Origin of the sequence: Streptomyces cyanogenus (assembly GCF_017526105.1) — a bacterium.
Classification (GTDB): domain Bacteria; phylum Actinomycetota; class Actinomycetes; order Streptomycetales; family Streptomycetaceae; genus Streptomyces; species Streptomyces cyanogenus.
Map to the genome: position 1 here is coordinate 3503416 of NZ_CP071839.1, position 24523 is coordinate 3527938.

The following is a 24523-nucleotide window of genomic DNA, read 5'->3' on the forward strand; positions in this document are numbered from 1 at the left end:
GACGCACCACGCCCGGACACCGACCCACGCCCGGACGCCGGACCACCACCGGACGGCGAAGCACCGCCGGCAGTCAGCCCCCCGCCGGACGCCGAAGCGCTGCCGGTGGCCTTGTCCGCGGTGGGTCCCGCGGCGCCCGTCTGGTCCGTCCGGCCGCCGCGCGCCGCCTGGCGGGCCCGGGCCATGGAAGCCGTGCGGTCCTGCTCCCCCGAGTCCACCGGCCCGGAACCCGTCCCACCGGACCGGTCGCCGGACCCCGAGCCCCTCGCCCCGGAACCGTCCCGGGACGTCGTGGCCGCCGGGCCGTCGGACGGCGCGTCCGGGCCGGAGGAGCCGGCGCGGGATGCCGGCCGGGGGGTCGCGGGGGGTTCGGTGTCGTCGGGCTGCACGGGGCGTGCGGTGCGGTCGGCGTCGGCCCGCCGGGGGCGGTCCCCGGTGGTCTCGCGCCTCCCGTCGTCGGGGGCTGGCGTGTGCGGCTTGCGGCCCCCCGGGGTGCCGGGCCCTTCAGCCGGCAGCGGCCGTTTCGGTGCCCCGCCGTCGTTCGGCTGCTGCGGCTGCGGCTCGTCGCTCATCTCGTGCACGGACTCCTGTTTCGCGTCGTACGTTCCCGTACGCCTCGTACGCTTCTGCGCTCCCCCTGTTGGAAGACTCTCGCACCTGGCGTTCCGTTCCCGGATTCCGGCACCCTTCCGGCCGGAAAACGCGTGGCCGGCCACCGGGCCTCCGGACTAGGCTCCTGCGCTTCGGTGTCGAGCAGTCCGAGGAGGTCGACTGGCGTGGGCGCGGGACGGTTGTACGCGGCCGTCGCGGCAGGGGGGTTCAGACGGTACGCGACCTATCGGGCCGCCACTGCGGCAGGGGTGTTCACGAACACCGTCTTCGGTCTGATCCTCGTCTACACGTATCGCGCGCTGTGGGACGCGAGGCCGCATCTCGGGGGATACGACCAAGCGCAGGCCGTGACCTACGTGTGGCTGGGGCAGGCGTTCCTGTCGACGCTCGCGATCGGGGGTGGCGGGGTCGAGGACGAGTTGATGGAACGCATCCGGACAGGGGACGTGGCGATCGACCTGTACCGGCCGGCCGATCTCCAGTTGTGGTGGCTGGCGGCGGATCTCGGCCGGGCGTTCTTCCAACTGCTGGGCCGGGGGCTGCTTCCGTTCGTGTTCGGCGCGCTGTGCTTCCCGGTGTACCTGCCGGCCGACGCGGGCACCTGGGCGGCCTTCCTGGTCGCCGTCGTGCTGGCCATGCTGGTCGGCTTCGGCATCCGCTACCTGGTGGCGCTGAGCGCGTTCTGGCTGCTGGACGGCACCGGTGTGGTGCAGATGGCGTGGCTGCTGGGCTTCTTCTGCTCGGGCATGCTGCTGCCGCTGAACGTGTTCCCGGGCGCGCTCGGCGAGGTCGTACGCGCCCTGCCCTGGTCCTCGCTGCTGCAGGCGCCGGCGGACATCCTGCTGGGGCACGCGGACCCGTTCCCCGCCTATCTCTTCCAGGCCGCGTGGGCGGCGGCGCTGCTGGGGGCGGGGCGGCTGGTGCAGGCGGCGGCGACGCGCCGGGTGGTGGTGCAGGGTGGCTGAGGGGCGGGCCGAACGGCTGGCCGAGGGCGTGCGGGCGTACCGGCTGATCGCGGGGATGTGGGTGCGGTCCACGATGGCGTACCGCGCGTCGTTCGCGATGACGACGTTCGGGAACTTCGCGGCGACCTTCCTCGACTTCGTCGCGATCATGCTGATGTTCTCCCGGGTGGACGCGCTGGGCGGCTATCCGCTGCCCGAGGTGGCGTTCCTGTACGGGCTGTCCGCGGCCTCCTTCGGGCTGGCCGACCTGCTGATCGGGTCGATGGAGCGGCTGGGCCGGCGGGTGAGGGACGGCACGCTGGACACCCTGCTGGTGCGGCCGGCGCCGGTGCTGGCGCAGGTGGCGGCCGACCGGTTCGCGCTGCGCCGGCTGGGGCGGGTGGTCCAGGGGGCGCTGGTCCTGGGCTGGTCGCTGACCCGGGTGGACGTCGGCTGGACGGCGGAGCGGCTGCTGCTGATGCCGGTGATGGTGGTGAGCGGCTGCGGGATCTTCTGCGCGGTGTTCGTGGCCGGGGCGGCGTTCCAGTTCGTGGCGCAGGACGCCTCGGAGGTGCAGAACGCCTTCACGTACGGCGGTACGACGCTGTTGCAGTATCCGCCGACGGTGTTCGCGAAGGAGCTGGTGCGCGGGGTGACCTTCGTGCTGCCGCTGGCCTTCGTCAACTGGCTGCCCGCCACGTACGTGCTGGGGCGGCCGTATCCGCTGGGGCTGCCGCTCTGGCTGGCGTGGGCTCCGCCGCTGGTGGCGGTGGGGTGCTGTGCGCTGGCGGGGCTGGCCTGGCGGACGGGTCTTCGTTCGTACCGCAGCACGGGGAGTTAGCGTGGGTGACGTCACCGCAGGGGACGGCTTCATCGTCCTGGAGCAGGTCGGGAAGGTCTTCGAGGTGCGCCGGAAGGCCGGGTTCCTCCGGCGGGAGCGGCGCGAGGTGCGGGCGGTGGACTCGATCTCGTTCACCGTGGCGCGCGGGGAGATGGTCGGGTACATCGGGCCGAACGGCGCCGGGAAGTCGACGACGATCAAGATGCTGACCGGGATCCTCACACCGAGTGCCGGGCGGCTGCGGGTGGCGGGCATCGATCCGGCGCGGGAGCGGGCGCGGCTGGCGCACCGGATCGGGGTGGTGTTCGGGCAGCGGACCACGCTGTGGTGGGACCTGCCGCTGATCGACTCCTACCGGCTGGCGCACCGCATGTACCGCATTCCGGACGCCCGTTACCGGGAGAACCTGGACCGTCTGGTGGAACTGCTGGAGCTGGGCGACCTGTTGGACGTGCCGGTGCGGCAGTTGTCGCTGGGGCAGCGGATGCGCGGGGACGTCGCGGCGGCGCTGCTGCACGATCCGGACGTGCTGTACCTGGACGAGCCGACGATCGGCCTGGACGTCGTGTCGAAGGCCAGGGTGCGGGAGTTCCTGCGGGAGGTGAACGCCGAGCGCGGTACGACGGTGCTGCTGACCACGCACGACCTGCAGGACATCGAGCAGTTGTGCTCGCGGGTGATGGTGATCGACCACGGGCGGCTGGTCTACGACGGTCCGCTCGCGGGGCTGCACGAGGCCGGGGAGGGCGAGCGGACGCTGGTGGTGGACCTGGAGCGGGAGCTGCCGCCGGTCGAGGTGCCGTCGGCGCGGGTGGTGCGGGTGGAGGGGCCGCGGCAGTGGCTGGCGTTCCCGGCGGGGCAGTCGGCGGCGCCGCTGGTGGCCCATCTGGCGGCCCGGTACCCGCTGGTGGACCTGTCGGTGCGGGAGCCGGACATCGAGGCGGTCATCGCCAGGATGTACGCCGAGAAGGCGGTCTCGTAGGCTGCTGCCATGAGCGACGACGCAGCCCCGGATCTGAGGGCGTCCGACGCCGACCGTGAGCGGGTCGCCGAGGTCCTGCGGGACGCCCTGGCCGAGGGGCGGCTCGACATGGCGGAGTTCGACGAGCGCCTGGAGGCGGCCTACACGGCGCGCACGTACGGTGAGCTGGCGCCGCTGACCCGCGATCTGCCGGCGTCCGGTTCCGCGGCGGTGTCCTTCGTCAAGGAGCCGGTGCGGGACGGGGGTTGGGCGGGCCGGATCACCGGGGGCGAGGGGTCCTCGACGGGGGCGGTGGCGATCCTGTCGGGGTTCGAGCGCAAGGGCCGCTGGACGGTGCCGCGGCGGTTCTCCTGCCTCGCCTTCATGGGCGGCGGCGAACTCGACCTGCGCGAGGCGGACTTCGCCGGCCGCGAGGTCGTGATCAACTGTGTGGCGGTCATGGGCGGGGTGCAGGTCGTCGTACCGCCCGGTGTCGAGGTCGTCGTACGGGGCATCGGTGTGATGGGTGCCTTCGACCACCCCAGGGACGACGCCCCGCCCGAGCCGGGCGCCCCCCGGGTGGTCATCGGCGGTTTCGCCTTCTGGGGCGGTGTGGCCGTGGAACGCAAGCTGCCGCGCGCCGAACGCAGGCGCCTGAAGGAACAGCGCCGGCTCGACGGGGGCCGCTGACCGCGCCCGCAGGGATCCTGCGCGACGGAGCCTCGGGTGCCCGTTACGGCGTGCACACCTTGGTGAGTTCCCCGGCCGCGTCCGTCACCGGGCTCACATCCGGCGTGGTGTCCCCGTTCTTCACGGCCGTCCGCACGTTGCCGACGGCCTTGCGCAGGTCGTCCACAGCCTTGTTGACATCGGCGTCGTCCGTCTTGTCGCCGATCTTGCGCAGGCTCTTGTCGATGGAGTCGAGCGAGGAGTCCACCTGGGTGGGGTCGTTCGCGGCGTTCTCCACGGCCTGCTGGAGATCGGTGACGCTGTCGGCGATGGTGTCGGCGGTCTGCACACAGTCCAGCGCCCTGTTCATGGCGTCGCAGCCGGCCGTGAGGCCGGCGGTGAGCGCGGCGGTCGCTACGGCGGCGGCGACGGCGGTGAGCCTGCCTCGGCGTCGGCTGGCGGCCATGGTGGTGTTCCCTCCCCTGGTACGGCTGTCCGGGCGCACGCCGGTGAGCGGTGCGCCCGTACCCAGAGGGACGACGGGAGGGCCCGGCGGGTTGCCCCGGGCCTTGAAGGTTTCTTTACGCGCGGGTGGCCGCGAGGGCCGCCTGCTGGGCCGCGGTGAGTTCGGCGCAGCCGGTGACGGCGAGGTCGAGCAGGGCGTCGAGCTCCTCGCGGGCGAACGGCGTGGCCTCGGCGGTGCCCTGGACCTCGACGAAGCGGCCGTCGCCGGTGCAGACGACGTTCATGTCGGTCTCGGCGCGGACGTCCTCCTCGTAGCAAAGGTCGAGCAGCGGGACGCCGCCGACGATGCCCACGGAGACGGCGCTGACGGTGCCGGTGAGCGGCTGCCGGCCGGCCTTGACGAGCTTGCGCCCCTGCGCCCAGGCGACGGCGTCGGCCAGGGCGACGTAGGCGCCGGTGATGGCGGCCGTGCGGGTGCCGCCGTCGGCCTGGAGGACGTCGCAGTCGAGGACGACGGTGTTCTCGCCGAGCGCCTTGTAGTCGATGACGGCGCGCAGGGAGCGGCCGATGAGCCGGGAGATCTCGTGGGTGCGGCCGCCGATCTTGCCCTTGACGGACTCGCGGTCGCCGCGGGTGTTGGTGGCGCGGGGCAGCATGGCGTACTCCGCGGTGACCCAGCCCTCGCCGCTGCCCTTGCGCCAGCGCGGGACGCCTTCGGTGACGGAGGCGGTGCAGAGGACCCTGGTGTCGCCGAAGGAGACGAGGACGGAGCCCTCGGCGTGCTTGCTCCAGCCGCGTTCGATGGTGACCGGGCGGAGTTGTTCGGGAGTACGGCCGTCGATGCGAGACATGCCGACGAGCCTAGCCGTACACGGCGAAGGGGCTCCTCCCGCGTCGGGAAGAGCCCCCGGCCGGTGAACCCGCCGGCTCACATCATGTCTTCGATCTCCGCGGCGATCGGGTCGGCGTCGGTGCCGATGACGACCTGGATGGCGGTGCCCATCTTGACGACGCCGTGGGCGCCGGCGGCTTTCAGAGCGGCGTCGTCGACCAGGGCGGGGTCGGACACCTCGGTGCGCAGCCGGGTGATGCAGCCCTCGATCTCCTCGATGTTGTCGATGCCGCCGAGCCCGGCGACGATCTTCTCAGCCTTGCTGGCCATGTTCCTTCTCCCTGCTCCGAACCGCTTTGTCGCAGTAACCCACAGTTGGCCCATCTTCGCGAGCGGTCATGCCGTCCGTGCCCGATGATGGCGATCACGACAGCGGAACCGTCCGCCGACTGGTCTACACCACCGTGGGGAAGGTCGCCAAACCCATGAGTGCCGAGAGCACGGCAAGCGCCGCCGGGACCCGCTGGAACCGCCTGTTCCAGGCCATGCAGAAGATGGGCCGCAGCCTCCAGCTGCCCATCGCCGTCCTGCCGGCGGCAGGGATCCTGAACCGGCTGGGGCAGCCGGACGTGTTCGGCGACGACGGCCTGGGCTGGACGGACGTCTCCAGGGTGATGAGCGGGGCGGGCGGCGCCCTGCTCGACGGGCAGTTGGGGCTGCCGCTGCTGTTCTGCGTGGGCGTGGCGATCGGCATGGCGAAGAAGTCCGACGGTTCGACGGCGCTCGCGGCGGTGGCGGGTTTCCTCGTCTACAACGGCGTGCTGCGCCAGTTCCCGGAGACCTGCCCGGCGGGCGCGAAGGTGGTGGTGACGGGCTGCCAGGCGCCCGACGGCACGGTGGCCGCGTTCACCTACCAGAACCCGGGCGTCTTCGGCGGCATCGTCATGGGCCTGCTGGCGGCCTTCTTCTGGGCCCGGTACCACCGCACCCGGCTGGTGGACTGGCTGGGCTTCTTCAACGGGCGCCGGCTCGTGCCGATCATCATGGCCTTCGTCGCGATCGCGTTCGCGGTGGTGTGCCTGTTCGTCTGGCCGCCGATCGGTGCCGCCCTGGAGAGCTTCAGCGGATGGCTGCGGGACGCGGGTGCCTGGGGCGCGGGCCTCTTCGGGGTCGCGAACCGGGCGCTGCTGGTGGTGGGTCTGCACCAGTTCCTGAACGTGCCCATCTGGTTCCAGTTCGGCAGCTACACCAAGCCCGACGGCACGGTGGTGCACGGCGACATCAACATGTTCCTGCAGGGCGATCCGAACGCCGGCCAGTTCACCTCGGGCTTCTTCCCGATCATGATGTTCGCGCTGCCGGCCGCCGCGCTGGCCATCACGCACTGCGCGCGGCCGGAGCGCCGCAAGGAGGTCGGCGGCCTGATGCTGTCGGTGGCGCTGACCTCGTTCGTCACCGGCATCACCGAGCCGCTGGAGTACGCGTTCCTCTTCATCGCGCCCGCCCTGTACGCCGTCCACGCACTGCTCACCGGTGCCTCGATGGCGGTGACCTGGGCGCTCGGGGTGCACGACGGCTTCAGCTTCTCGGCGGGGCTGATCGACTACGTGATCAACTGGAAGCTGGCGACGAAACCGTGGGCGATCATCCCGATCGGCCTGTGCTTCGCGGCCGTCTACTACGCCGTGTTCCGGCTCGCGATCACGAGGTTCGACCTGAGGACACCGGGGCGGGAGCCGGTGGACGAGGTCGAGGACGTCACCAAGGCCTGACCGGCACCGACCGCGCGCCGGCCGGGGGCCCGGGGGCGTACAGCGCGTAGCGCGGCGGTAGCGGATTCGCGGGTTCCTTACGCCGCCTTCACCGTGCTAAAACAGGTCTACACCACTGGTGGTGTAGACCACAGACGCTGCCGTCCCCTTCCATGGTTCCCGGGCGGCGCCTTGCCTATGGAGGAAGTTGTGACCACGGCCAGCGCCGCTCCCGCGGCCGAGAAGAAGAAGGGCGCCGGCGCGATGGCGGTGCTGCAGCGCATCGGTCGCAGCCTGATGCTGCCGGTGGCCGTCCTGCCGGCCGCCGCCCTGCTGGTGCGCCTCGGCAACACCGACATGCTGGGCCGCCCCTCCTTCCCCACGTTCCTGACCAAGATCGCCTCCTTCATGGCGGCCGGCGGCAACGCGATCCTCGACAACATGGCGCTGCTGTTCGCCGTGGGCATCGCGATCGGCTTCGCGAAGAAGTCGGACGGTTCCACGGCCCTCGCGGCGGTCGTCGGCTATCTCGTCTTCAAGAACGTGCTCGGCACCTTCACCGACAAGAACCTGCCGAAGGTCGCGACCGTCGTCGACGGCAAGATCGTCATGCAGAGCGCCCCGGTGGACGCCAAGGTCCTCGGCGGTGTGGTGATGGGCATCGTGGTGGCCCTGCTCTACCAGCGCTTCTACCGCACCAAGCTGCCCGACTGGGCGGGCTTCTTCGGCGGCCGCCGGCTCGTCCCGATCCTGTCGGCCTTCGCCGGCCTGCTCATCGGCATCGTCCTCGGTTACATCTGGCCGGTCCTCGGCACGGGCCTGCACAGCTTCGGCGAGTGGCTGGTCAAGTCGGGCGCGGTCGGCGCCGGCATCTTCGGTGTCGCCAACCGCGCGCTGATCCCGATCGGCATGCACCACCTGCTCAACTCGTTCCCGTGGTTCCAGGCGGGCGAGTACCACGGCAAGAGCGGTGACATCGCGCGCTTCCTGGCCGGCGACCCGCACGCGGGCCAGTTCATGACCGGCTTCTTCCCGATCATGATGTTCGCGCTGCCGGCCGCGTGCCTGGCCATCGTCCACTGCGCCCGGCCCGAGCGCCGGCAGGTCGTCGGCGGCATGATGTTCTCGCTCGCGCTGACGTCCTTCGTCACCGGCGTCACCGAGCCCATCGAGTTCACCTTCATGTTCATCGCGCCGGTCCTGTACGCGATCCACGCGGTCCTCACCGGTGTCTCGCTGGCGCTGACCTGGGCTCTGGGCATGAAGGACGGCTTCGGCTTCTCGGCGGGCGCGGTCGACTTCGGGCTGAACCTGGGCATCGCCAGCAACCCGTGGGGGCTGGTCCTGGTCGGCCTGTGCTTCGCGGTGGTCTACTACGTGGTCTTCCGCTTCGCGATCACCAGGTTCAACCTGCCGACACCGGGCCGCGAGTCCGACGAGGAGCTGGCGGACCTGCAGAAGGCCGAGGCGAAGTAGCCAGGCACCGCGAGGGCCCCGGAACCGGAGTTCCGGGGCCCTTTCGTCTGTCCGGCGTCAGATCTCGTACGTGCCCCGCGGCGCGGCCAGTTCCACCGGCCCCGCGAACACCTCACGGGCGTCCCGCAGGTTCACCTGGGGGTCGGTCCACGGCGGGATGTGGGTGAGCACCAGGCGGCGCACCCCCGCGCGCGCGGCCGTCTCCCCCGCCTCGCGCCCGTTGAGATGCAGGTCGGGGATGCTCTCCTTGCCGTGCGTGAACGCGGCCTCGCACAGGAACAGGTCGGCGTCCCGGGCCAGCTCGTCCAGCACCTCGGTGACACCCGTGTCGCCGGAGTACGTCAGGGACTTCCCGCCGTGTTCGATCCGGATGGCGTAGGCCTCCACTGGGTGGCGCACCCGTTCGGTGTGCACGGTGAAGGGGCCGATCTCGAAGGTGGACGGCTTGACCGTGTGGAAGTCGAAGACCTCGCTCATGGAGGAGGCGGAGGGCGTGTCCGCGTAGGCCGTGGTGAGACGGTGTTCGGTGCCCTCGGGGCCGTAGACCGGGAGGGGAGCGCACCGGCCGCCGTCATGGCGGTAGTAGCGCGCCACGAAGTACGCGAGCATGTCGATGCAGTGATCGGCGTGCAGGTGGCTGAGGAAGATCGCGTCGAGGTCGTAGAGACCGCAGTGGCGCTGCAGCTCGCCAAGGGCGCCGTTGCCCATGTCGAGGAGCAGCCGGAAGCCGTCGGCCTCGACGAGGTAGCTCGAACAGGCCGATTCCGCGGACGGGAACGACCCCGAGCAGCCGACGACGGTGAGCTTCATGAAGCAGAAACCTCCGTTGGCGGGAACGCTGTGGGCGGGACGAGGGACCCCTCGGGGTGAGGGCTGTCGGGGGTCGTGCGGTTTGTCGAGCGTAAGGCGCAAAAGCACGGGTCGCTCCTCCGCCAGGGGCCGTTGTGGGCGAACTCACCTGTGCTGTCACCGGTTCGGCTGGACCTAGGGCGCACAAGGATCGGAAGAGGGCGCGCGATGTGCGGCGCGCGCCGGTAACGTCGTCGTATGGACACGTCCTGGTGGCTCGCGCTCGCGGCGGTGGTGCTGCTCGCGCTGGTCGCCACGCTCGTCGACGGCTGGGGCGGGGGCCGCCGGCCCGGCGGACGGCGGCTGCGGCCCCCTGGCCGGCCGGGTACCCGGACCGCGCACGCCGTACGGCCGTCCCCCGGGGACATCTGGTGGGCGGACGTCCCCTTCGAGGACCGCAGCGGGGTCAAGGACCGGCCCTGCCTGGTGCTGGCCGTGCGCGGGGACCGGGCCACGGTCGCGAAGATCACCAGCAAGTACCACGACGAGCGGTCCGGGGTGATCCCGCTGCCGCCCGGCGCGGTCGGCGACGCCCAGGGCCGGCCCAGCTTCCTGGAGACCGACGAGCTGCGCGAGGTCCCGGTGGCGGGCTTCCGCCGCCGGGTGGGCGTGGTCGACCCGGTCCTGTGGGACCAGGTACGGCACTTGGCGGGCTAGCCCACCCGGACGGTGACCGACCATTCCTCGATGCCCTTGCACGACATCCGGCCCGGTGCGGTGGGCTGGGCGCACAGGGGACGGGACGACGTGAGCTTCACCGTGCCGGCGGCCACCGCCTGGTACGCGGCCGTGGCATCACCCGGCTGGAGTACGAAGCCCGCGTTGACGGCCTTCAGCGCCGTACCGCTCGCGGTGACCGGCTTCCAGGGGCGGGCCCGGGTGCCGTCCAGGGTCAGCCGGACCTCGCCGCCCTCGGCCACGCAGACGGTACGGCCGTGATCGGCGGCCGTCAGCTCCGCGTGGCCGGTGCAGTCGCCGGCGGGCCGGGTGGGCGACGGCGTCCCGCCGCGGGGCGGCGCCGACACCTTGTCGCTGCTCCCGGTGCCCTGCTGGGAACCGCAGCCCGCGAGGATCAGCGCGGCCGCCGCGAGGGCGAGGGGCGTGGTACGGCGCATGGGGTCCGCCTTTCTGCAGATGTCCTGGTGCAGATGTGACGTACCACCGACGCGCCCGGATCCCCCGCCGTCACGCCCAGAGCTGACCCTGCAGCGTCGCGATGGCCTCCTCCGTGGTGGCCGCGGTGTAGACGCCGGTGGAGAGGTACTTCCAGCCACCGTCGGCCACGATGAAGACGATGTCGGCGCTCTCGCCCGCCTTGACGGCCTTCTTTCCGACGCCGATCGCCGCGTGCAGGGCGGCGCCGGTGGAGACGCCCGCGAAGATGCCCTCCTGCCGGAGGAGTTCACGGGTGCGGGTGACCGCGTCGGCGGAGCCCACCGAGAAGCGGGTGGTGAGGACGGAGGCGTCGTACAGCTCGGGTACGAAGCCCTCGTCGAGGTTGCGCAGGCCGTAGACCAGGTCGTCGTAGCGCGGTTCAGCGGCGACGATCTTCACGTCCGGCTTGTGCTCGCGCAGATAGCGGCCGACGCCCATGAGGGTGCCGGTGGTGCCGAGGCCCGCCACGAAGTGGGTGATCGAGGGCAGGTCGGCGAGGATCTCCGGGCCGGTGGTCGCGTAGTGGGCGCCCGCGTTGTCCGGATTGCCGTACTGGTAGAGCATCACCCAGTCGGGGTGCTCGGCGGACAGCTCCTTGGCCACGCGCACGGCGGTGTTGGAGCCGCCCGCGGCCGGTGAGGAGATGATCTCGGCGCCCCACATGCCGAGCAGGTCCCGGCGTTCCTGCGAGGTGTTCTCCGGCATCACGCACACCATGCGGTAGCCCTTGAGCTTGGCCGCCATGGCGAGGGAGATGCCGGTGTTCCCGGAGGTGGGCTCCAGGATGGTGCAGCCCGGGGTGAGCCGGCCGTCCTTCTCCGCCTGCTCGATCATGTGCAGGGCGGGACGGTCCTTGACCGAGCCGGTGGGGTTGCGGTCCTCCAGCTTGGCCCAGATCCGGACCTCCGGGGACGGCGACAGCCGCGGCAGGCGCACCAGAGGGGTGTTGCCCACCGCGGCCAGCGGGGAGTCGTAGCGCATCGCTGGTCAGCGGCCGATCAGCGCATGCCGCCGGCCACGGCCGGCAGGATCGTGACGCTGTCGCCGTCGGACAGCTTGGTGTTGATGCCGTCCAGGAAACGGACGTCCTCGTCGTTCAGGTACACGTTGACGAAGCGGCGCAGCTGCTCGCCGTCCACGATGCGGGCCTGGATGCCGGCGTGCCGGGTCTCGAGGTCGGCGAACAGCTCGGCGAGGGTCTCGCCGTTGCCCTCCACCGCCTTCTGACCGTCGGTGTACTGGCGGAGGATGGTCGGGATGCGGACCTCGATGGCCATGGCTCAGGGCTCCTGTCGGAAGGTGTCGTCGGTTCGGTCAGGCGCGCGCGCAGCCTGGGGGTCCCCCCGGGCTGTCGGCACTGAGGGAGCGCCGCGGCTCACGGCCGGACGGCGGCAGCGGGGTGGATCAACAGATGGCGCTGTTCAGCCTGCACAGGTCGACGTGCAGCCGCGCCACGAGCAGCATGCCCGGCGCCTTGTCGCTCACGTCGAGAAGAACCATGGGCTCATCGTATCGATTCCCGGCCCGCGTCCCGGAGTGTGATTCCGCATGCCGGACGGATTTCGTCCGGTGGTCGAGATCAGTAGGCCTGCACGACCTTGACCTCCTCCTCGGTGACCTCGCCGTCCACGATCCGGTAGGAGCGGAACTGGAATTCGCCGAGGCCGTCGGTGTCGGCGGTGGAGACCAGGACGTAGTGGGCGCCGGGTTCGTTGGCGTAGGAGATGTCGGTGCGCGAGGGGTAGGCCTCGGTGGCGGTGTGGGAGTGGTAGATGACCACCGGGTCCTCGTCCCGGTCGTCCAGCTCGCGGTAGAGCCTGAGCAGGTCGCCCGAGTCGAACTCGTAGAAGGTGGGCGACATCGCCGCGTTCAGCATGGGGATGAAGCGCTCGGGGCGGTCCGAGCCCGCCGGGCCCGCCACCACGCCGCACGCCTCGTCGGGGTGGTCCTTGCGCGCGTGGGCGACGATCTGGTCGTACAGGGCCTGGGTGATGGTCAGCATGGGGGTCAGGATAAGCAGAGGGGCCGTCCCGTACCGAGGGGTGGTACGGGACGGCCCACATGGCGGACGTCCTGAGCGGCGGCCGCCGGGGGCGCCACGAGTGCTCCCGGCGGCCGGACGTCCTGGGGTGGCCCGTAGGGCGGCTCAGCCGATCTTTTCCAGCTCCGGCTCACGGCGCTGGGCGACCTCCGGGTTGCGCGCCTTCAGCACGGCCCAGCCGACGCCGAGGGCGGCGGCCCAGCCGGCCATCACGTACAGGCAGACGCGGGACTCGGCGTCGTACGCGATCAGACCGGTGACGAAGACCAGGAAGACCAGGGCGATCCAACTGCACACCGCGCCGCCGGGCGCCGGGAAGGCCGAGACGGGCGCCAGCCCCCGTTCCACCTTGCGGCGGTAGAGGATGTGGCTGACCAGGATCATCATCCAGGTCCAGATGCCGGCCGCGGTGGCGACGGAGGTGACGTAGCCGAACGCCTTCTCCGGGACGATGTAGTTCAGCACGACGCCGATACCCATGAAGGCGACCGAGACGGTGATGCCGAGCGCCGGGGTCTTGGTGGAGGACAGCTTGGTGAAGACCCTGGGGGCCTCGCCGTTGTCGGCCAGGGTGCGCAGCATGCGGCCCGTGGAGTACATGCCGGAGTTGCAGGACGACAGGGCCGCGGTGAGCACGACGAAGTTGACGATGCCCGCGCCGGCCGGGATGCCGATCATCGCGAACGCCTTCACGAAGGGGCTGACACCGGGGGCGAACTCCGTCCACTTCACCACGCACAGGATGACGGTGAGGGCGCCGACGTAGAACAGGGCGATGCGCCACGGCAGCGTGTTGATCGCCTTCGGGAGGGTCTTCTCCGGGTTCTCGGACTCCCCCGCGGTGACGCCGACGAGTTCGACGGCGAGGTAGGCGAACATCACGCCCTGGAGGGTCATCAGGGACGAGCCGATGCCCTTGGGGAAGAAGCCGTCGAACTGCCACAGGTTGGAGACCGCGGCGGTGTCACCGGCGGCGGAGAAGCCGAAGGTGAGCACGCCCAGGCCGATGACGATCATGCCGATCAGGGCGGTGACCTTGACCATCGAGAACCAGAACTCCAGCTCGCCGAAGAGCTTCACGGAGATCAGGTTCACACCGAAAAGGATCACCAGGAACACCAGCGCGGTGACCCACTGAGGAACGGCCGGGAACCAGTAGTTGACGTAGATCGCGGCGGCCGTCAGCTCGGCCATACCGGTGACGACCCACATCAGCCAGTACGTCCAGCCGGTGAAGTAGCCGAAGAACGGGCCCAGGAACTCGCGGGAGTACTCCGCGAAGGAACCCGACACCGGGCGGTAGAGCAGGAGCTCGCCGAGCGCCCGCATGATGAAGAAGATGATCAGGCCCGCGAGGGCGTACATCAGGATGAGGCTGGGACCGGCCTTGGCGATGTTCGCCCCGGCTCCCAGGAACAGACCCACGCCGATGGCCCCGCCGATGGCGATCATCTGGACCTGACGGCTGCCGAGCCCGCGCTCGTACCCCTCCTCGGGGGCTTCGGTGACCTTCTCAGAGGTCATGTTGTGGTGCGCCTTTCTCCATGCCGACCCGGGCCTTTCGTCGGCCTCGGATCGGGTCTCGATCCCCCCGGATGATGGAGCTGTCTGCCTGGCCGACGGTCGTCGGCTCGGTGGCGCACCCGGCCGGACATGGGTGGTGTCGGCCGGGCGGTCGTGAAGATTTATCACGGCCGCAATATTGATCACAGAGGCGCGTTGTGGCGCATCGCACAGGTAAAAGTGGACAAAGAGCGCCCGAATGCGGCAAACACGGCCACAAAGGTGACGGGATCGTTATCCGGATTTGAGCGTCCTCTGAGCGAACACCAGAGCGGGGGCAAACCGCGCGATCCGGGACGAAGGGCTACGGCAGCAGGGTCGTCACCAGGGTCTCCTGGAGACCGCCCAGCCACAGGTAGGCCAGCACCATCGGCTTGCGCGGGTCCTCCTCGGGGAGCCGGTAGAGCAGGTCGGTGTCGTCCTCGTCGGTGATCTCCAGCCGGGCGCCGATCGCCAGCCGGAGGTCGTTGAGGGCGCCGAGCCACTGCCGGGACTCCTCCGGGGTCAGCTTGAGCACCGCCCCGCCCTCGTCCACCGGGGCGAGCGCGTCCAGGCTGCGGATCACGCCGAGCGCGTTCTCCCGCTTGCCGGCCCGCAGGTCGTTCTCGGTGTAGCGGCGGAACTCCGCCGAGTGCGCCCGCCGCTCCTCGGCCTCCGCCGACGAGGAGGGCGTCTCCTCGGGGTCGCTGTAGGCGTCGGGGAAGAGCCTTCTGAGCACCGGGTCGGCGGGCGGCTCGCTGGGGCCCTCGGCGAACAGCTCGGCGAGCGGGTCCTCCGGGGCGTCGGCGCCGGGGCCGGGACCGATGAGTTCCAGGAGCTGGACGGCCAGCGACCGGATGATGGAGATCTCGACGTCGTCGAGCGCGACGGCCGCGCCGCCGCCGGGGAGCGGTTCGAAGTGTCCGGGCATCTGAGTGCGTTTACTTCCGGTCCTGCTGGAGAGTGGCCCACAGACCGTAGCCGTGCATCGCCTGCACGTCGCGCTCCATCTCCTCGCGACTGCCGCTGGAGACGACCGCCCGGCCCTTGTGGTGGACGTCGAGCATGAGCTTGGTGGCCTTGTCCTTGGAGTAGCCGAAGTACGTCTGGAAGACGTACGTCACATAGCTCATGAGGTTGACCGGGTCGTTGTGCACGATCGTGACCCAGGGGACGTCGGGCTCGGGTACGGCGAAGACCTCCTCCGCCGACTCGGTGCGTTCGATCTCTACGGGCGCGGGTGACGTCACACAGCCATGCTGCCACGGCCTCCATAAATCGTCACACCGACGAAAAGGGAGTACGATTCCTCGTCATGAACACAGCGGACCTTGGGCTGCCGGTGGACGTTCCCTCGACGGCGCTCTTCACGGACCAGTACGAGCTGACCATGCTGCGCGCCGCCCTGAAGGCCGGTACGGCCGGACGGCGGAGTGTGTTCGAGGTCTTCACCCGGCGGCTGCCGGACGGGCGTCGCTACGGCGTGGTGGCCGGCACCGGCCGCGTCCTGGACGCGGTGGAGAACTTCCGCTTCGACTCCGGCGTGCTCGGCTTCCTGCGCGAGCGGGAGATCGTCGACGAGGAGACGCTGCAGTGGCTCGCCGACTACCGCTTCAGCGGCGACATCTGGGGCTACCCCGAGGGCGAGGTGTACTTCCCGGGCTCGCCGATCATGCGCGTCGAGGGCAGCTTCGCCGAGTGCGTCCTGCTGGAGACGGTGATCCTCTCCATCCTCAACCACGACTCCGCGATCGCCGCGGCCGCCTCCCGGATGTCCTCCGCCGCCGGTGACCGCCCGCTGATCGAGATGGGCGCCCGCCGCACCCACGAGCTGTCGGCGGTGGCCGCCGCCCGCGCCGCCTACGTCGGCGGCTTCGCGACCACCTCGGACCTGGCGGCCGGCTTCCGCTACGGCATCCCCACCGTCGGCACCTCGGCCCACGCCTTCACACTGCTGCACGACCGCGAGCGGGACGCCTTCCAGGCCCAGGTGGACACCCTCGGCCGGGGCACGACGCTCCTGGTGGACACCTACGACGTCACCGAGGCCGTCCGCACGGCGGTGGAGGTGGCCGGCCCCGAGCTGGGCGCGGTCCGCATCGACTCCGGCGACCTGCTGCTGGTGGCGCACCGGGTGCGGCAGCAGCTGGACGAGCTGGGTGCGACCCGCACGAAGATCATCGTCACTTCCGACCTGGACGAGTACGCCATCGCCTCGCTGGCCGCCGCGCCCGTGGACGCGTACGGCGTCGGCACCCAGCTGGTGACCGGATCCGGGCACCCGACCTCCTCCATGGTCTACAAGCTGGTCGCGCGCGCCGAGTCCGCCGACCCGAAGGCGCCGCTGGTGCCGGTCGCGAAGAAGTCCAGCAGCGGCAAGACCTCCGTCGGCGGGCGCAAGTGGGCCGCGCGCCGGCTGGACGCGGACGGCGTCGCGGAGGCCGAGGTCGTCGGCACCGGGCCGGTCCCGGCCGAGCTGGCCGACCGGCAGCTGCTGGTGCAGCTGATCAAGGGCGGAGAGGTGGTCGCCCGGGAGCCGCTGGACGTGCCCCGCGACCGGCACATCGCGGCCCGCGCGAACCTGCCGCTCTCCGCTACGCAGCTGTCCAGGGGGGAACCCGTCATTCCGACGGAGTACGTACACGGGCGCTCGGGTAGCTAGAGGCGGACCGCCGTCCGCCCTCGAACGCCCCCTCCCGCACGGGCCCGGAAGTCTCTAGGCTCAGTTACTTCACTCTCAGTCGAAGGACACCCACCATGCGCCGCGCCTTGATCGTCGTAGACGTGCAGAACGACTTCTGCGAGGGGGGCAGTCTCGCGGTGGCCGGCGGTGCCGACGTGGCCGCCGCCGTCACCGAGCTGATCGGCCAGGCGGCGGGCACCGGATACCGGCACGTGGTGGCCACCCGCGACCACCACATCGCGCCCGGTGGCCACTTCGCGGACAACCCCGACTACGTCCGCTCCTGGCCCGCGCACTGCGTGGCGGGCACGGAGGGCGTGGGCTTCCACCCGAACTTCGCCCCCGCGGTCGCCTCCGGCGCGGTGGACGCCGTGTTCGACAAGGGCGCGTACTCGGCGGCCTACAGCGGCTTCGAAGGCACCGACGAGAACGGCGTCCCGCTGGCCGACTGGCTGCGCGCCCGCGAGATCACCGAGGTGGACGTGGTCGGCATCGCCACGGACCACTGCGTACGGGCCACCGCCCTGGACGCGGTGCGGGAGGGCTTCCGCACGCATGTCCTCCTGGACCTGACGGCAGGGGTGGCGGGCGAGACCACCGAGCGGGCCCTGGAAGAGCTCCGGCAGGCGGGCGTGGAGCTGACGGGCAAGCCGGTGGTCAGCGGGTAGGACCGCCGAGCGGGGGTTTGCGGCCGGTCCGGCACCGCCGGCCCCGGGCCGTCGTGGCCGATCGCCGTGGCGGCGGGAAGAAGGTGCACGGCAGCGCGCCCGAGGGGCAGGGGTGGCTGCAGGCGCCGGGCCTGGCGGCCGGCCTGAAGGGGCGCGCCGGGCTGTGTCGACGTGCGGCTCCGCCGCGCGGGCGCGAGCAGCCAGGATGCGCCCGCGCCCGACCTCGCGCGCCCCGAACCTGCTACTGCACCACCGCCGACCTGCGCAGCAGCGCCCGGATCGGGTGCCACAGCTCGGTCACGGTGACACCGTTGTCCGCGGGAGCCGTGCGCCATATCAGGCCGTCCGGATGGTGCAGCACCGCCGTGATCTCGTCCGGCGTCGGCGGCTCGGCGTTGCCCCGGAGATAGATCGCCCGCAGCCCCAGGTTGCGCAGCCTGGTCAGGGCCCGGGCCCGGTTCTGGGCATGCACCAGCACCCGCACCCCGGCGGGGCCGTAGGGCAGGTTCAGCGCCACCACCACGGTGCCGTTCGGCAGCTTGCAGAAGCCTCCAGCGGCCATGCGGTCACATCCCCGTTCCGGTCGGTGTCAATAAGCGGTCCACAGGACGCACCTAAACACGATCGGCGGCAACCCGCCAAGGGGTTGCCGCCGATACGCGTCTGACCTGCGGTTTCGCGGACTACTTCACCGCGGGACCGACCTTGAGCTGGATCGTGGAGCCGTCCTTGGCCTCCTTGACGATCGTGATCTTGGTGTTGGTGTCAGTGACCTTGACGCCGCCGGTGGGGTTCTTCGGGTCGTAGTAGGTGCTCGTGTGGTCGTTGAAGACCGGGACACCCTTCGAGCCCTTGATCTTCAGCGCGACGTCGGCCTTGTGCAGGGTGATGCCGTCCGTGCCGTAGAGGCTGAACGGCGAGTCGTACGCCTGGACGCGGTTGCGCAGCAGCGTGCCGTCGGCCCACTTCAGCGCCTTCCAGTGCGAGTCGACCGGCAGGATCAGACCGGTGCCCGGGTGGCCGTTGGTCTCGTTCGTGTTGTCGTCCGCCTGGGAGGTGTCCCACTTCCAGATCAGCAGGCCGTTCTGGTACGGGTAGTGCTCCACCCAGTCCGGGCGCGACGCGAAGCCGAAGTTGTACGGGCCGACCTTGAGGGTCTTGTCGTACGACACGTACTGCCGGTTCTCGGCGATGTAGTACTGCTTGTAGTCCTTGGTGAAGGACGCGCCGATACGGGAGAAGCCCGCCGCGGTCCAACCGGCGTCCGCGGTCTCGGCGTTGTCCGAGAACAGCGGGGTGCCGTCGGCGGTCACGGTGATCTCGTCGGCCGTGAAGCCGTTCTCCGCGACACCGCCGTCGGTGGCGTAACGGAAGCGGAGGTCGATCTTCTTGCCCGCGTAGGCGTCGAGCGGGAACGACAGCTTCTTGTGCGTCTGCGAGAAGCCGCTCAGCGCCGGCTTGCCGCTGGCGTCCTTCGGCAGGGCCTGGCCGTCCGCCGTGCCGTCCAGGGCGGTCCAGTTGGCGCCGCCGTCGGTCGACACCTCGGTGTAGACGTAGTCGTAGCCCTCCTCGGTGGCCCACCAGCCGTCCAGGGTGAGGCTCGCCGAGGACTTGCCGGTCAGGTCCACGGAGCGGGTCAGCGTGTTCTTCAGGTCGTTGCCGCTGCCGCTCCACCACTGGGTCGAGCCCTGCGCCGGCTCGGTGATGGTGGTGGTGACCGCCTTGTCCGGCAGGGTCACCAGGAGCGCCTGCTTGTCCCAGGTGTTGTACTCGGCGACGCCCAGCTTGTGCGTGGACTGCTTGCCGGCCTTGGCGGTGTCGTAGTTGAGCCAGCCCAGCTGGAGCTTGTCCCAGGCGTTCATGTCACCGGGCAGGTCACCGATGGACTCCTTGCCCGTGCCGAGCCAGGAGCCGGAGGACATCAGGGTCCAGAAACCGGTGGAGTTGTCGCCGCCGGCGGTGTCGTACTCGTCCGGCAGACCGAGGTCGTGGCCGTACTCGTGGGCGAAGACGCCGAGGCCGCCGTTCTCCGGCTGGATGGTGTAGTCGCCGACCCAGATGCCGGTGCTGCCGACCTGCGTGCCGCCGAGCTTGTTGTTCTCGGGGCCGGTGGCGCCGGCGTCGGTGCCGAAGGCGTACCAGCGGTGGGCCCAGATCGCGTCCTTGCCCTGCGCGCCGCCGCCGGCGGACTCGTCCTCACCGGCGTGCACGATCTGGAAGTGGTCGACGTAGCCGTCCGGCTCGTTGAAGTTGCCGTCGCCGTCGAAGTCGTAGCGGTCCCACTGGTCGTACTTGGCGAGGGTCTTCTTGATGTCGGCGTCGGTCCTGCCGGCCTTCTTCTGCTGGGCGACCCAGGCGCCCAGGCCGTCGCTGACGACGTTCCACACGCTCGGGCAGTTGGTCTGGCCGCAGGCGTTGTTGCCGTAACGGGCCTCGTTGTAGGGGACCTTGACCCAGTCGGTCACCTCACCGGAGACCGAGTAGCGGCCCGAGGACTGCTTCTCGTAGTACTTCTTCAGCGACTCGGTCTTCTTGCCGGTGCCGAAGTAGAGGTCCTGGTAGTGCTTGCGGTTGTAGTCCTTCTGCCAGGCCGTCGAGTTGTCCTTCTTGCGGTCCGGCGCGGCGATCTTGTTGTGCAGCGGGCCGGGTGTCCCGCCGAACTTGGGATCGGTCTGGTCGCCGAACTCCACCAGGATCGTGAAGATCTTGTCGGTCTTCTCGCGGCTCAGCTCGACGTACTTGCTCTGGCCCTTGCGGCTCTTGAGCTTGACGACCTTGGAGCCGTTGCGCTCCTGCGCGGTGGCCTTGCCCGCTATGAGCTGGTTCAGGGCCTCTTCACGCTGGGCGTCCTGGGTCTTGCTGAGCGGACCGTCCAGGTCGTGCTTCTGCTGCTTGACCGGAGCCGGGTCGTGCCGGTTGGCGGCGGCGCTCCTGGTCTGGGTGCTCGCCTCCGCTACGGCGAAGGTGGCGAACGTGGCGGAAGCCGCCGCGAGCGTCACGCCGATCGCGGCCGCTCTGAACGTCCAGGATCTGCTGGTCACTTGAGTTCCTCCCCCGCGCCGCGCACACGGACAGGGGGTTCCGGGTCATGGAGGAATCCGTGCGCGCACGATCAACGCGTGTATCAAGTGACGACATTTGACTAGAGGTTTAGAAGAAAAGACAGTCCTTGACTTGAGCAGGACAAGTGCACTATGCGGAGGTGACGTTCGCTTTGCGGACACGTGTCGACCGGCCGACCGGCGCAGGAGAACGTCCGTTTGATGGGACGGATGACTCCGTGCGCCCCCCGTGCACCGGTACCGTGGGTTAGGTCACGCTTACCGGGCGTCCCGCTCGGGCATGCAGGCCAAGAGAGTCGAACGGCACCCCCGAACTTCCGAAGACTGCCGAGGACACGATTGCCATGCCTCGTCCGACCCCCGCACAGCTCGCCTACGGTTCCTGCACCGTGATCTTCTCGACGCTCGCCATGCTGCTGCTGTCCCAGACGAGTTCCGGCCCAGGGATCACCGTCATCGCCCTCGCGGCACTCGCGCTGGGCCTGCTGGTCGCCCTGACGGTCCCCTCCCCCGGGACGGGCACGGCGCAGCCGTCCGCCGAGCCCGTGGCGGACGAGGAGCGGGTTCCCACGACCCTGTGACCGGGCGGCACGCCCGGCGAGAACACCCATGGACACGGGGACACGGCGGCGGGTCCGGGTACGTCCCGGGACCGCCGCCGTCGTGCGAGCACCCCTCGCGGTTCGCTCAACCGGTGCTGACCACCACCGTCTTGGCCGCCTTGTCGTGCAGACCCTGCTTGTAGGGCTTGTCGAAGAAGCTCCAACCACCCGAGATGGCCGTCCAGATGCAGGCGCAGCAGAAGGCGAACGGCAGCCACAGCACCAGGGCGCGGAGCAGCGAGGACTGGACGGAGGGGGTGGCGCCGTCCTCCAGGTTGGCCACGCGCATGCCGAGCCACTTCTTGCCGAGGGTCTGCCCGGATTTTCTGATCATGAAGGTGTCGTAGGCGACATAGAGCACGGCCGCGATGACGGACTGGGCGACGGATCTGCCGACTTCGACGCGGTCGCCGCTGACGGTGTACTCGCGCACCCCGAACGCCAGGGTGAGCAGCCACACCACGATGCCGACCATGATCATGTCGATGATCCGTGCGAGCGTCCGTTTGCCGCTGTCGGCGAGCGGGGGCATGCCGGCCAGCGGGTCGGCGGGGTAGCCGCCGTAGGGGCCGGTCGGGCCATCGCCCGGGCCGTCACCGTAGGGGGAGCCGCCGTACGGGCCGCCACCGTAGGGAGGTGGCTGGCCGCCGCCGGGGGGTGGGGGCTGCTGGGCACCGCCGTACGGGGCGTCGTACGGCGAGCCCGACCCCTGGTCCGACGGGGGCCGCTTCCTGAAGGGGTCGTCCTCGGGGGGCTGCTCTCCGGAGCCGGGGGGCGGTTCGGTGCTCATGGCCCGAGTGGAACCCGAAGATCCCGGTTCCGCATCCGGCGCGGGGCCGTACGGGGGTACGGCCCCGGCGCCGGTGTCAGCCCGCGACGAACGTGTGGGCCGCCTTGTCGTGCCAGCCCTGGCGCCAGGGCCGGTCGAACAGGCACCACAGCACGCCCACGATCCCGATCAGCAGCAGGCCCGGCACGCTCAGGACCAGCCAGCGGCGCAGCGCCGGGCCGAACGTCGGGGGCTCGTGCCCCTCGATGTCCCGCACCTCCAGACCGCACAGCTTCTTGCCCAGGGTGCGGCCCCACTTGACGGTGGGCAGCACCTCGTACAGGACGCCGGCCAGGAGCAGGACGGCCAGGACGATGCCGAGGCCGGTCCCGGTCGTGCCGTCGAGCAGCCAGACGGTGACCTCGCGGCCGGACAGCCGGGCCGCGTCGATCTTCTCCTGGACGTGGTCCACGGCCCGGATGCCGAGCGGGACCGCGGCGGCGGACGTCACCGCGGCCACGGCCAGCAGGTCGATCAGCCGCGCCACGAACCGCTTGCCGAGTCCGGCGGGACGGGCGGAGGCCTGCCGGCGGGCGGCTGCCTGGAAGAGGTCCTCCACCGGCGGCTTCCACGGTGCGACCTGCTGCTCGTCCCCGCCCCCGGCCAGCTGATGCACCTGCTGCGCCCAGGAGGCCTGTCCGCCACCGGGGCCGCTGGTCAACGGGGTGCCGGAGGCGGCGGGCTGCCCGGGGCCGACCTGTTGCGGCATCGCGGGAGCGGGCTGCGGCGCCTGGGCCCCCTGGGCGGGAGGCGCCTGCCCGCCGGCGGCCCGGGCCGCGGCGGCCTTCCCGGCACCGAACCCGGAGCCGCCGGGCGCACCGACGGGCCCCTGGGCGCCGAAAGCAGGGGGACCGCTTTCGGCGGGGGTGAGGGCCGGGCCGGGAGTGCCGGGAGCGACAGCGGGAGCCGGGGTGCCGGCCGGACCGGCGGTGCCCGGAGTGGCGACGGGACCCGGGGTGCCGGCCGGACCGGCGGTGCCGGGGGTGCCGGCGCTGCTCGGAGTGCTCCCGGTGGCGGGGCCGCCGGTGCCGGGGCCGGACGGTGCCGGGCGGAACGTCATGGTGCCGTCGTCGGTGCGGGCCGCCGCCGGTCCGGGGACGGGGCGGCGGAAGACGAAGGTGCCGGGGTCCGGGGCGTCGTCCCCCGGCGGAGGGACCGCGGGGGTGCCGTCGGTACCGGCGGTGGCACGGCCGTCGGACGCGTCGGAGGACTCGGCCGGCACCCGGGGATCGGCGGCCCGGGCACCCCCGCGTCCGCCGTCGCCGCCGAACCCGGCCGACTGGGCACCCTGCGCGGACTGACCGGACTGGGCGGGCAGACCGGGCTGCGCGGTCCGACCCGGCTGACCGGAACCGCCCCACTGCGCGGGTCCACCGGACTGCGCCGGCAGTCCCGGCTGAGCCTGCCCGGACTGGCTCCACTGCGCGCCCTGCGCCACCCGGCCCGCCTGACCGGCGGGGCCCGCCTGGCCCGGCACGCCGGGTTCGCCCCACTGCGCGGCAGGCGCTCCCTGCGCCGCTGGGCCGGCCTGCGCGCCTCGGCCGGCGCGACCCACCTGTCCCGGCACGCCCGGCTCGCCCCACGGCGCGCCCTGACCGGCCTGAGCCCACTGCCCGCCCGGGCCGTCCTGCTGACCCGGCTCTCCCTGGGACAGCTCTGGCGGGTCCTCGTCGAAGAAGTGGGGGCCCGTCTCCTCGACGGCCGGGGGTGCTGCCGGGCGGACGCCCGGGGGTGGGGTGAGCGGTTCGCCGTCCTTCGGCGCCGGGCGGCTGGTGCCGGGCACCCAGGAGGCGCCGTTCCAGTACCGGACGTAGCCGGGGATGGACGGGTCCGGGTAGTAGCCCTCGCGGGGCCGGTCGTCACCTGGGGCCGGGGTTGGGGCGCTCATGTCCGTCGTCCCGTATCTGCTCGTGGGATGGGGGCCTCCACATCTATCAGACCGCGGCAGCCCGCAACGCCAGTCCCGCGTGACCCACCCCTTTCCGGGCAACGCCGTACCGGACTCTCACGGGTCCGCGAAGAGGAATTCACCCGAACCCGCGTAATGCCCCGGCCCCCGCCCCCTCTCCCCCGGTACGGGCCCGACTCCGAGCGGCCCCGGTCGGAAAGGAAACGCAGGTCATGCAGCACACCGTGGTGGAGCGCGAGCTGGAGCTGAGGCTCGTCCTGTCCCCGGAGCGGAGCGTCCCGGTCCCCGCCCGGCTCGGCTACCGCTCCGACGACCCGTACGCCGTCCACGTCGCCTTCCACATCACCTCCGAGCACCCCGTCCACTGGACGTTCGCCCGCGACCTGCTGGTCGAGGGGGTGTTCCGGCCGTGCGGGCAGGGGGACGTGCGGGTGTGGCCGGCGAAGGTGGACGGCCGGAGCGTCGTCCTGATGGCGCTCAGCTCGCCGGACGGCGACGCGCTGCTGGAGGCACCGGTCCCGCAGGTGTCGGCCTGGCTGGAGCGGACGCTGCGGGTGGTGCCGCCGGGCACGGAGGGCGGGCGGCTGGGCATCGACGACGCGCTCGACCACCTGCTCGCCCGGTGAGCCCGA

At 71.2% G+C, this 24523-nt stretch carries 26 protein-coding genes and 1 pseudogene; 11 read left to right on the plus strand and 16 right to left on the minus strand.

From position 1 onward, the window contains the following. The first annotated feature begins 776 nt into the window (after positions 1-776). The 4 genes and pseudogenes from S1361_RS15700 to S1361_RS15715 form a co-directional block, all read left to right on the plus strand. The gene (locus tag S1361_RS15700) at positions 777-1577 is read left to right on the plus strand and encodes an ABC transporter permease (RefSeq protein ID WP_208032471.1); all 801 of its coding nucleotides are present in this window, start codon (positions 777-779) and stop codon (positions 1575-1577) included. Continuing rightward, positions 1570-2397, plus strand: coding sequence for an ABC transporter permease (locus S1361_RS15705; RefSeq protein ID WP_243769183.1), 828 nt, complete (start codon positions 1570-1572; stop codon positions 2395-2397). Before S1361_RS15700 ends, S1361_RS15705 begins: the two co-directional genes overlap by 8 nt. A 1-nt stretch (position 2398) precedes the next feature. Next, positions 2399-3379, plus strand: coding sequence for an ABC transporter ATP-binding protein (locus S1361_RS15710; protein ID WP_208032472.1), 981 nt, complete (start codon positions 2399-2401; stop codon positions 3377-3379). 9 nt (positions 3380-3388) lie between these two features. Further along, positions 3389-4030: pseudogene (locus S1361_RS15715) on the plus strand (DUF1707 SHOCT-like domain-containing protein); the annotation flags it as partial. A 61-nt stretch (positions 4031-4091) separates the two neighbouring features. Here the strand turns inward: S1361_RS15715 and S1361_RS15720 are convergent. From S1361_RS15720 to S1361_RS15730, 3 genes are all read right to left on the minus strand, one after another. Continuing rightward, a complete protein-coding gene (locus S1361_RS15720; RefSeq protein ID WP_208032474.1) occupies positions 4092-4493 on the minus strand; it encodes a prefoldin domain-containing protein in 402 nt (133 codons plus the stop codon). A 115-nt stretch (positions 4494-4608) separates the two neighbouring features. Next, positions 4609-5343 (minus strand): ribonuclease PH, encoded by a 735-nt coding sequence (gene rph / locus S1361_RS15725; protein WP_208032475.1) that lies wholly within the window; start codon positions 5341-5343, stop codon positions 4609-4611. Between the two features lie 77 nt (positions 5344-5420). Further along, the gene (locus S1361_RS15730; RefSeq protein ID WP_189813583.1) at positions 5421-5654 is read right to left on the minus strand and encodes a PTS sugar transporter subunit IIB; all 234 of its coding nucleotides are present in this window, start codon (positions 5652-5654) and stop codon (positions 5421-5423) included. A 155-nt stretch (positions 5655-5809) separates the two neighbouring features. On the opposite strand from S1361_RS15730, the gene S1361_RS15735 reads away from it, so the two are divergent. Both S1361_RS15735 and S1361_RS15740 read left to right on the plus strand, forming a co-directional pair. Continuing rightward, the gene (locus S1361_RS15735) at positions 5810-7096 is read left to right on the plus strand and encodes a PTS transporter subunit EIIC (RefSeq protein ID WP_208032476.1); all 1287 of its coding nucleotides are present in this window, start codon (positions 5810-5812) and stop codon (positions 7094-7096) included. Positions 7097-7285: 189 nt separating this feature from the next. Next, the gene (locus S1361_RS15740) at positions 7286-8551 is read left to right on the plus strand and encodes a PTS transporter subunit EIIC (RefSeq protein WP_208032477.1); all 1266 of its coding nucleotides are present in this window, start codon (positions 7286-7288) and stop codon (positions 8549-8551) included. 57 nt (positions 8552-8608) lie between these two features. On the opposite strand, the gene S1361_RS15745 is transcribed toward S1361_RS15740, so the two are convergent. After that, the gene (locus tag S1361_RS15745) at positions 8609-9361 is read right to left on the minus strand and encodes an MBL fold metallo-hydrolase (protein WP_208032478.1); all 753 of its coding nucleotides are present in this window, start codon (positions 9359-9361) and stop codon (positions 8609-8611) included. Between the two features lie 237 nt (positions 9362-9598). Between S1361_RS15745 and S1361_RS15750 the strand changes: the two genes are divergently transcribed. After that, the gene (locus S1361_RS15750) at positions 9599-10057 is read left to right on the plus strand and encodes a type II toxin-antitoxin system PemK/MazF family toxin (protein ID WP_208032479.1); all 459 of its coding nucleotides are present in this window, start codon (positions 9599-9601) and stop codon (positions 10055-10057) included. Here the strand turns inward: S1361_RS15750 and S1361_RS15755 are convergent. The 8 genes from S1361_RS15755 to clpS form a co-directional block, all read right to left on the minus strand. Then, the gene (locus S1361_RS15755; protein ID WP_208032480.1) at positions 10054-10515 is read right to left on the minus strand and encodes a hypothetical protein; all 462 of its coding nucleotides are present in this window, start codon (positions 10513-10515) and stop codon (positions 10054-10056) included. The two genes, S1361_RS15750 and S1361_RS15755, sit on opposite strands and share 4 nt — an antisense overlap. A 70-nt stretch (positions 10516-10585) precedes the next feature. Then, a complete protein-coding gene (locus S1361_RS15760; RefSeq protein ID WP_208032481.1) occupies positions 10586-11536 on the minus strand; it encodes a PLP-dependent cysteine synthase family protein in 951 nt (316 codons plus the stop codon). 17 nt (positions 11537-11553) lie between these two features. After that, the gene (locus S1361_RS15765) at positions 11554-11832 is read right to left on the minus strand and encodes a MoaD/ThiS family protein (protein WP_208032482.1); all 279 of its coding nucleotides are present in this window, start codon (positions 11830-11832) and stop codon (positions 11554-11556) included. 127 nt (positions 11833-11959) lie between these two features. After that, a complete protein-coding gene (locus tag S1361_RS40055; RefSeq protein WP_317774922.1) occupies positions 11960-12055 on the minus strand; it encodes a putative leader peptide in 96 nt (31 codons plus the stop codon). A gap of 79 nt (positions 12056-12134) precedes the next feature. Continuing rightward, the gene (locus S1361_RS15770) at positions 12135-12557 is read right to left on the minus strand and encodes a M67 family metallopeptidase (protein WP_208032483.1); all 423 of its coding nucleotides are present in this window, start codon (positions 12555-12557) and stop codon (positions 12135-12137) included. Between the two features lie 144 nt (positions 12558-12701). Further along, positions 12702-14120: an amino acid permease gene (locus S1361_RS15775; protein WP_208032484.1), complete on the minus strand. Its 1419-nt coding sequence runs from the start codon at positions 14118-14120 to the stop codon at positions 12702-12704. Positions 14121-14463: 343 nt separating this feature from the next. Next, positions 14464-15069 (minus strand): DUF2017 domain-containing protein, encoded by a 606-nt coding sequence (locus tag S1361_RS15780; protein WP_208032485.1) that lies wholly within the window; start codon positions 15067-15069, stop codon positions 14464-14466. A gap of 10 nt (positions 15070-15079) precedes the next feature. Continuing rightward, positions 15080-15388, minus strand: a complete 309-nt coding sequence (gene clpS / locus S1361_RS15785; RefSeq protein WP_189294522.1) for an ATP-dependent Clp protease adapter ClpS — start codon at positions 15386-15388, stop codon at positions 15080-15082. 65 nt (positions 15389-15453) lie between these two features. Between clpS and S1361_RS15790 the strand changes: the two genes are divergently transcribed. After that, complete coding sequence (locus tag S1361_RS15790; RefSeq protein ID WP_208032486.1) at positions 15454-16800, plus strand: nicotinate phosphoribosyltransferase; 1347 nt, start codon at positions 15454-15456, stop codon at positions 16798-16800. Between the two features lie 95 nt (positions 16801-16895). Then, entirely contained in the window at positions 16896-17489 is a 594-nt protein-coding gene (locus S1361_RS15795; protein ID WP_208032487.1) for an isochorismatase family protein, read from the plus strand. 241 nt (positions 17490-17730) lie between these two features. On the opposite strand, the gene S1361_RS15800 is transcribed toward S1361_RS15795, so the two are convergent. After that, on the minus strand, positions 17731-18051 hold the full coding sequence (locus S1361_RS15800) for a hypothetical protein (protein ID WP_208032488.1): 321 nt from the start codon (positions 18049-18051) through the stop codon (positions 17731-17733). A 121-nt stretch (positions 18052-18172) separates the two neighbouring features. Next, positions 18173-20530, minus strand: coding sequence for an immune inhibitor A domain-containing protein (locus S1361_RS15805; protein WP_208032489.1), 2358 nt, complete (start codon positions 20528-20530; stop codon positions 18173-18175). Between the two features lie 365 nt (positions 20531-20895). Here S1361_RS15805 and S1361_RS15810 point away from each other — a divergent pair, with 365 nt between their 5' ends. Next, entirely contained in the window at positions 20896-21132 is a 237-nt protein-coding gene (locus S1361_RS15810) for a hypothetical protein (RefSeq protein WP_208032490.1), read from the plus strand. Between the two features lie 106 nt (positions 21133-21238). On the opposite strand, the gene S1361_RS15815 is transcribed toward S1361_RS15810, so the two are convergent. Further along, positions 21239-21943 carry an RDD family protein gene (locus S1361_RS15815; RefSeq protein ID WP_208032491.1) on the minus strand — a complete coding sequence of 235 codons (705 nt, stop codon included), beginning with the start codon at positions 21941-21943 and terminating at the stop codon, positions 21239-21241. 76 nt (positions 21944-22019) lie between these two features. Further along, positions 22020-23870, minus strand: a complete 1851-nt coding sequence (locus S1361_RS15820; RefSeq protein ID WP_208032492.1) for an RDD family protein — start codon at positions 23868-23870, stop codon at positions 22020-22022. Between the two features lie 233 nt (positions 23871-24103). Between S1361_RS15820 and S1361_RS15825 the strand changes: the two genes are divergently transcribed. Next, the gene (locus S1361_RS15825; protein ID WP_208032493.1) at positions 24104-24517 is read left to right on the plus strand and encodes an SsgA family sporulation/cell division regulator; all 414 of its coding nucleotides are present in this window, start codon (positions 24104-24106) and stop codon (positions 24515-24517) included. The last annotated feature ends 6 nt before the right edge of the window (positions 24518-24523 follow it).

What these genes read in the sequence shown, in the direction of transcription:
- S1361_RS15720 (WP_208032474.1), bottom strand. Translation starts at nt 4,493, where the DNA reads ATGGCCGCCAGCCGACGCCGAGGCAGGCTCACCGCCGTCGCCGCCGCC.
- rph (WP_208032475.1), bottom strand. Translation starts at nt 5,343, where the DNA reads ATGTCTCGCATCGACGGCCGTACTCCCGAACAACTCCGCCCGGTCACC.
- S1361_RS15730 (WP_189813583.1), bottom strand. Translation starts at nt 5,654, where the DNA reads ATGGCCAGCAAGGCTGAGAAGATCGTCGCCGGGCTCGGCGGCATCGAC.
- S1361_RS15735 (WP_208032476.1), top strand. Translation starts at nt 5,810, where the DNA reads ATGAGTGCCGAGAGCACGGCAAGCGCCGCCGGGACCCGCTGGAACCGC.
- S1361_RS15745 (WP_208032478.1), bottom strand. Translation starts at nt 9,361, where the DNA reads ATGAAGCTCACCGTCGTCGGCTGCTCGGGGTCGTTCCCGTCCGCGGAA.
- S1361_RS15750 (WP_208032479.1), top strand. Translation starts at nt 9,599, where the DNA reads ATGGACACGTCCTGGTGGCTCGCGCTCGCGGCGGTGGTGCTGCTCGCG.
- S1361_RS15755 (WP_208032480.1), bottom strand. Translation starts at nt 10,515, where the DNA reads ATGCGCCGTACCACGCCCCTCGCCCTCGCGGCGGCCGCGCTGATCCTC.
- S1361_RS15760 (WP_208032481.1), bottom strand. Translation starts at nt 11,536, where the DNA reads ATGCGCTACGACTCCCCGCTGGCCGCGGTGGGCAACACCCCTCTGGTG.
- S1361_RS15765 (WP_208032482.1), bottom strand. Translation starts at nt 11,832, where the DNA reads ATGGCCATCGAGGTCCGCATCCCGACCATCCTCCGCCAGTACACCGAC.
- S1361_RS40055 (WP_317774922.1), bottom strand. Translation starts at nt 12,055, where the DNA reads ATGGTTCTTCTCGACGTGAGCGACAAGGCGCCGGGCATGCTGCTCGTG.
- S1361_RS15770 (WP_208032483.1), bottom strand. Translation starts at nt 12,557, where the DNA reads ATGCTGACCATCACCCAGGCCCTGTACGACCAGATCGTCGCCCACGCG.
- S1361_RS15775 (WP_208032484.1), bottom strand. Translation starts at nt 14,120, where the DNA reads ATGACCTCTGAGAAGGTCACCGAAGCCCCCGAGGAGGGGTACGAGCGC.
- S1361_RS15780 (WP_208032485.1), bottom strand. Translation starts at nt 15,069, where the DNA reads ATGCCCGGACACTTCGAACCGCTCCCCGGCGGCGGCGCGGCCGTCGCG.
- S1361_RS15790 (WP_208032486.1), top strand. Translation starts at nt 15,454, where the DNA reads ATGAACACAGCGGACCTTGGGCTGCCGGTGGACGTTCCCTCGACGGCG.
- S1361_RS15795 (WP_208032487.1), top strand. Translation starts at nt 16,896, where the DNA reads ATGCGCCGCGCCTTGATCGTCGTAGACGTGCAGAACGACTTCTGCGAG.
- S1361_RS15800 (WP_208032488.1), bottom strand. Translation starts at nt 18,051, where the DNA reads ATGGCCGCTGGAGGCTTCTGCAAGCTGCCGAACGGCACCGTGGTGGTG.
- S1361_RS15810 (WP_208032490.1), top strand. Translation starts at nt 20,896, where the DNA reads ATGCCTCGTCCGACCCCCGCACAGCTCGCCTACGGTTCCTGCACCGTG.
- S1361_RS15815 (WP_208032491.1), bottom strand. Translation starts at nt 21,943, where the DNA reads ATGAGCACCGAACCGCCCCCCGGCTCCGGAGAGCAGCCCCCCGAGGAC.
- S1361_RS15820 (WP_208032492.1), bottom strand. Translation starts at nt 23,870, where the DNA reads ATGAGCGCCCCAACCCCGGCCCCAGGTGACGACCGGCCCCGCGAGGGC.
- S1361_RS15825 (WP_208032493.1), top strand. Translation starts at nt 24,104, where the DNA reads ATGCAGCACACCGTGGTGGAGCGCGAGCTGGAGCTGAGGCTCGTCCTG.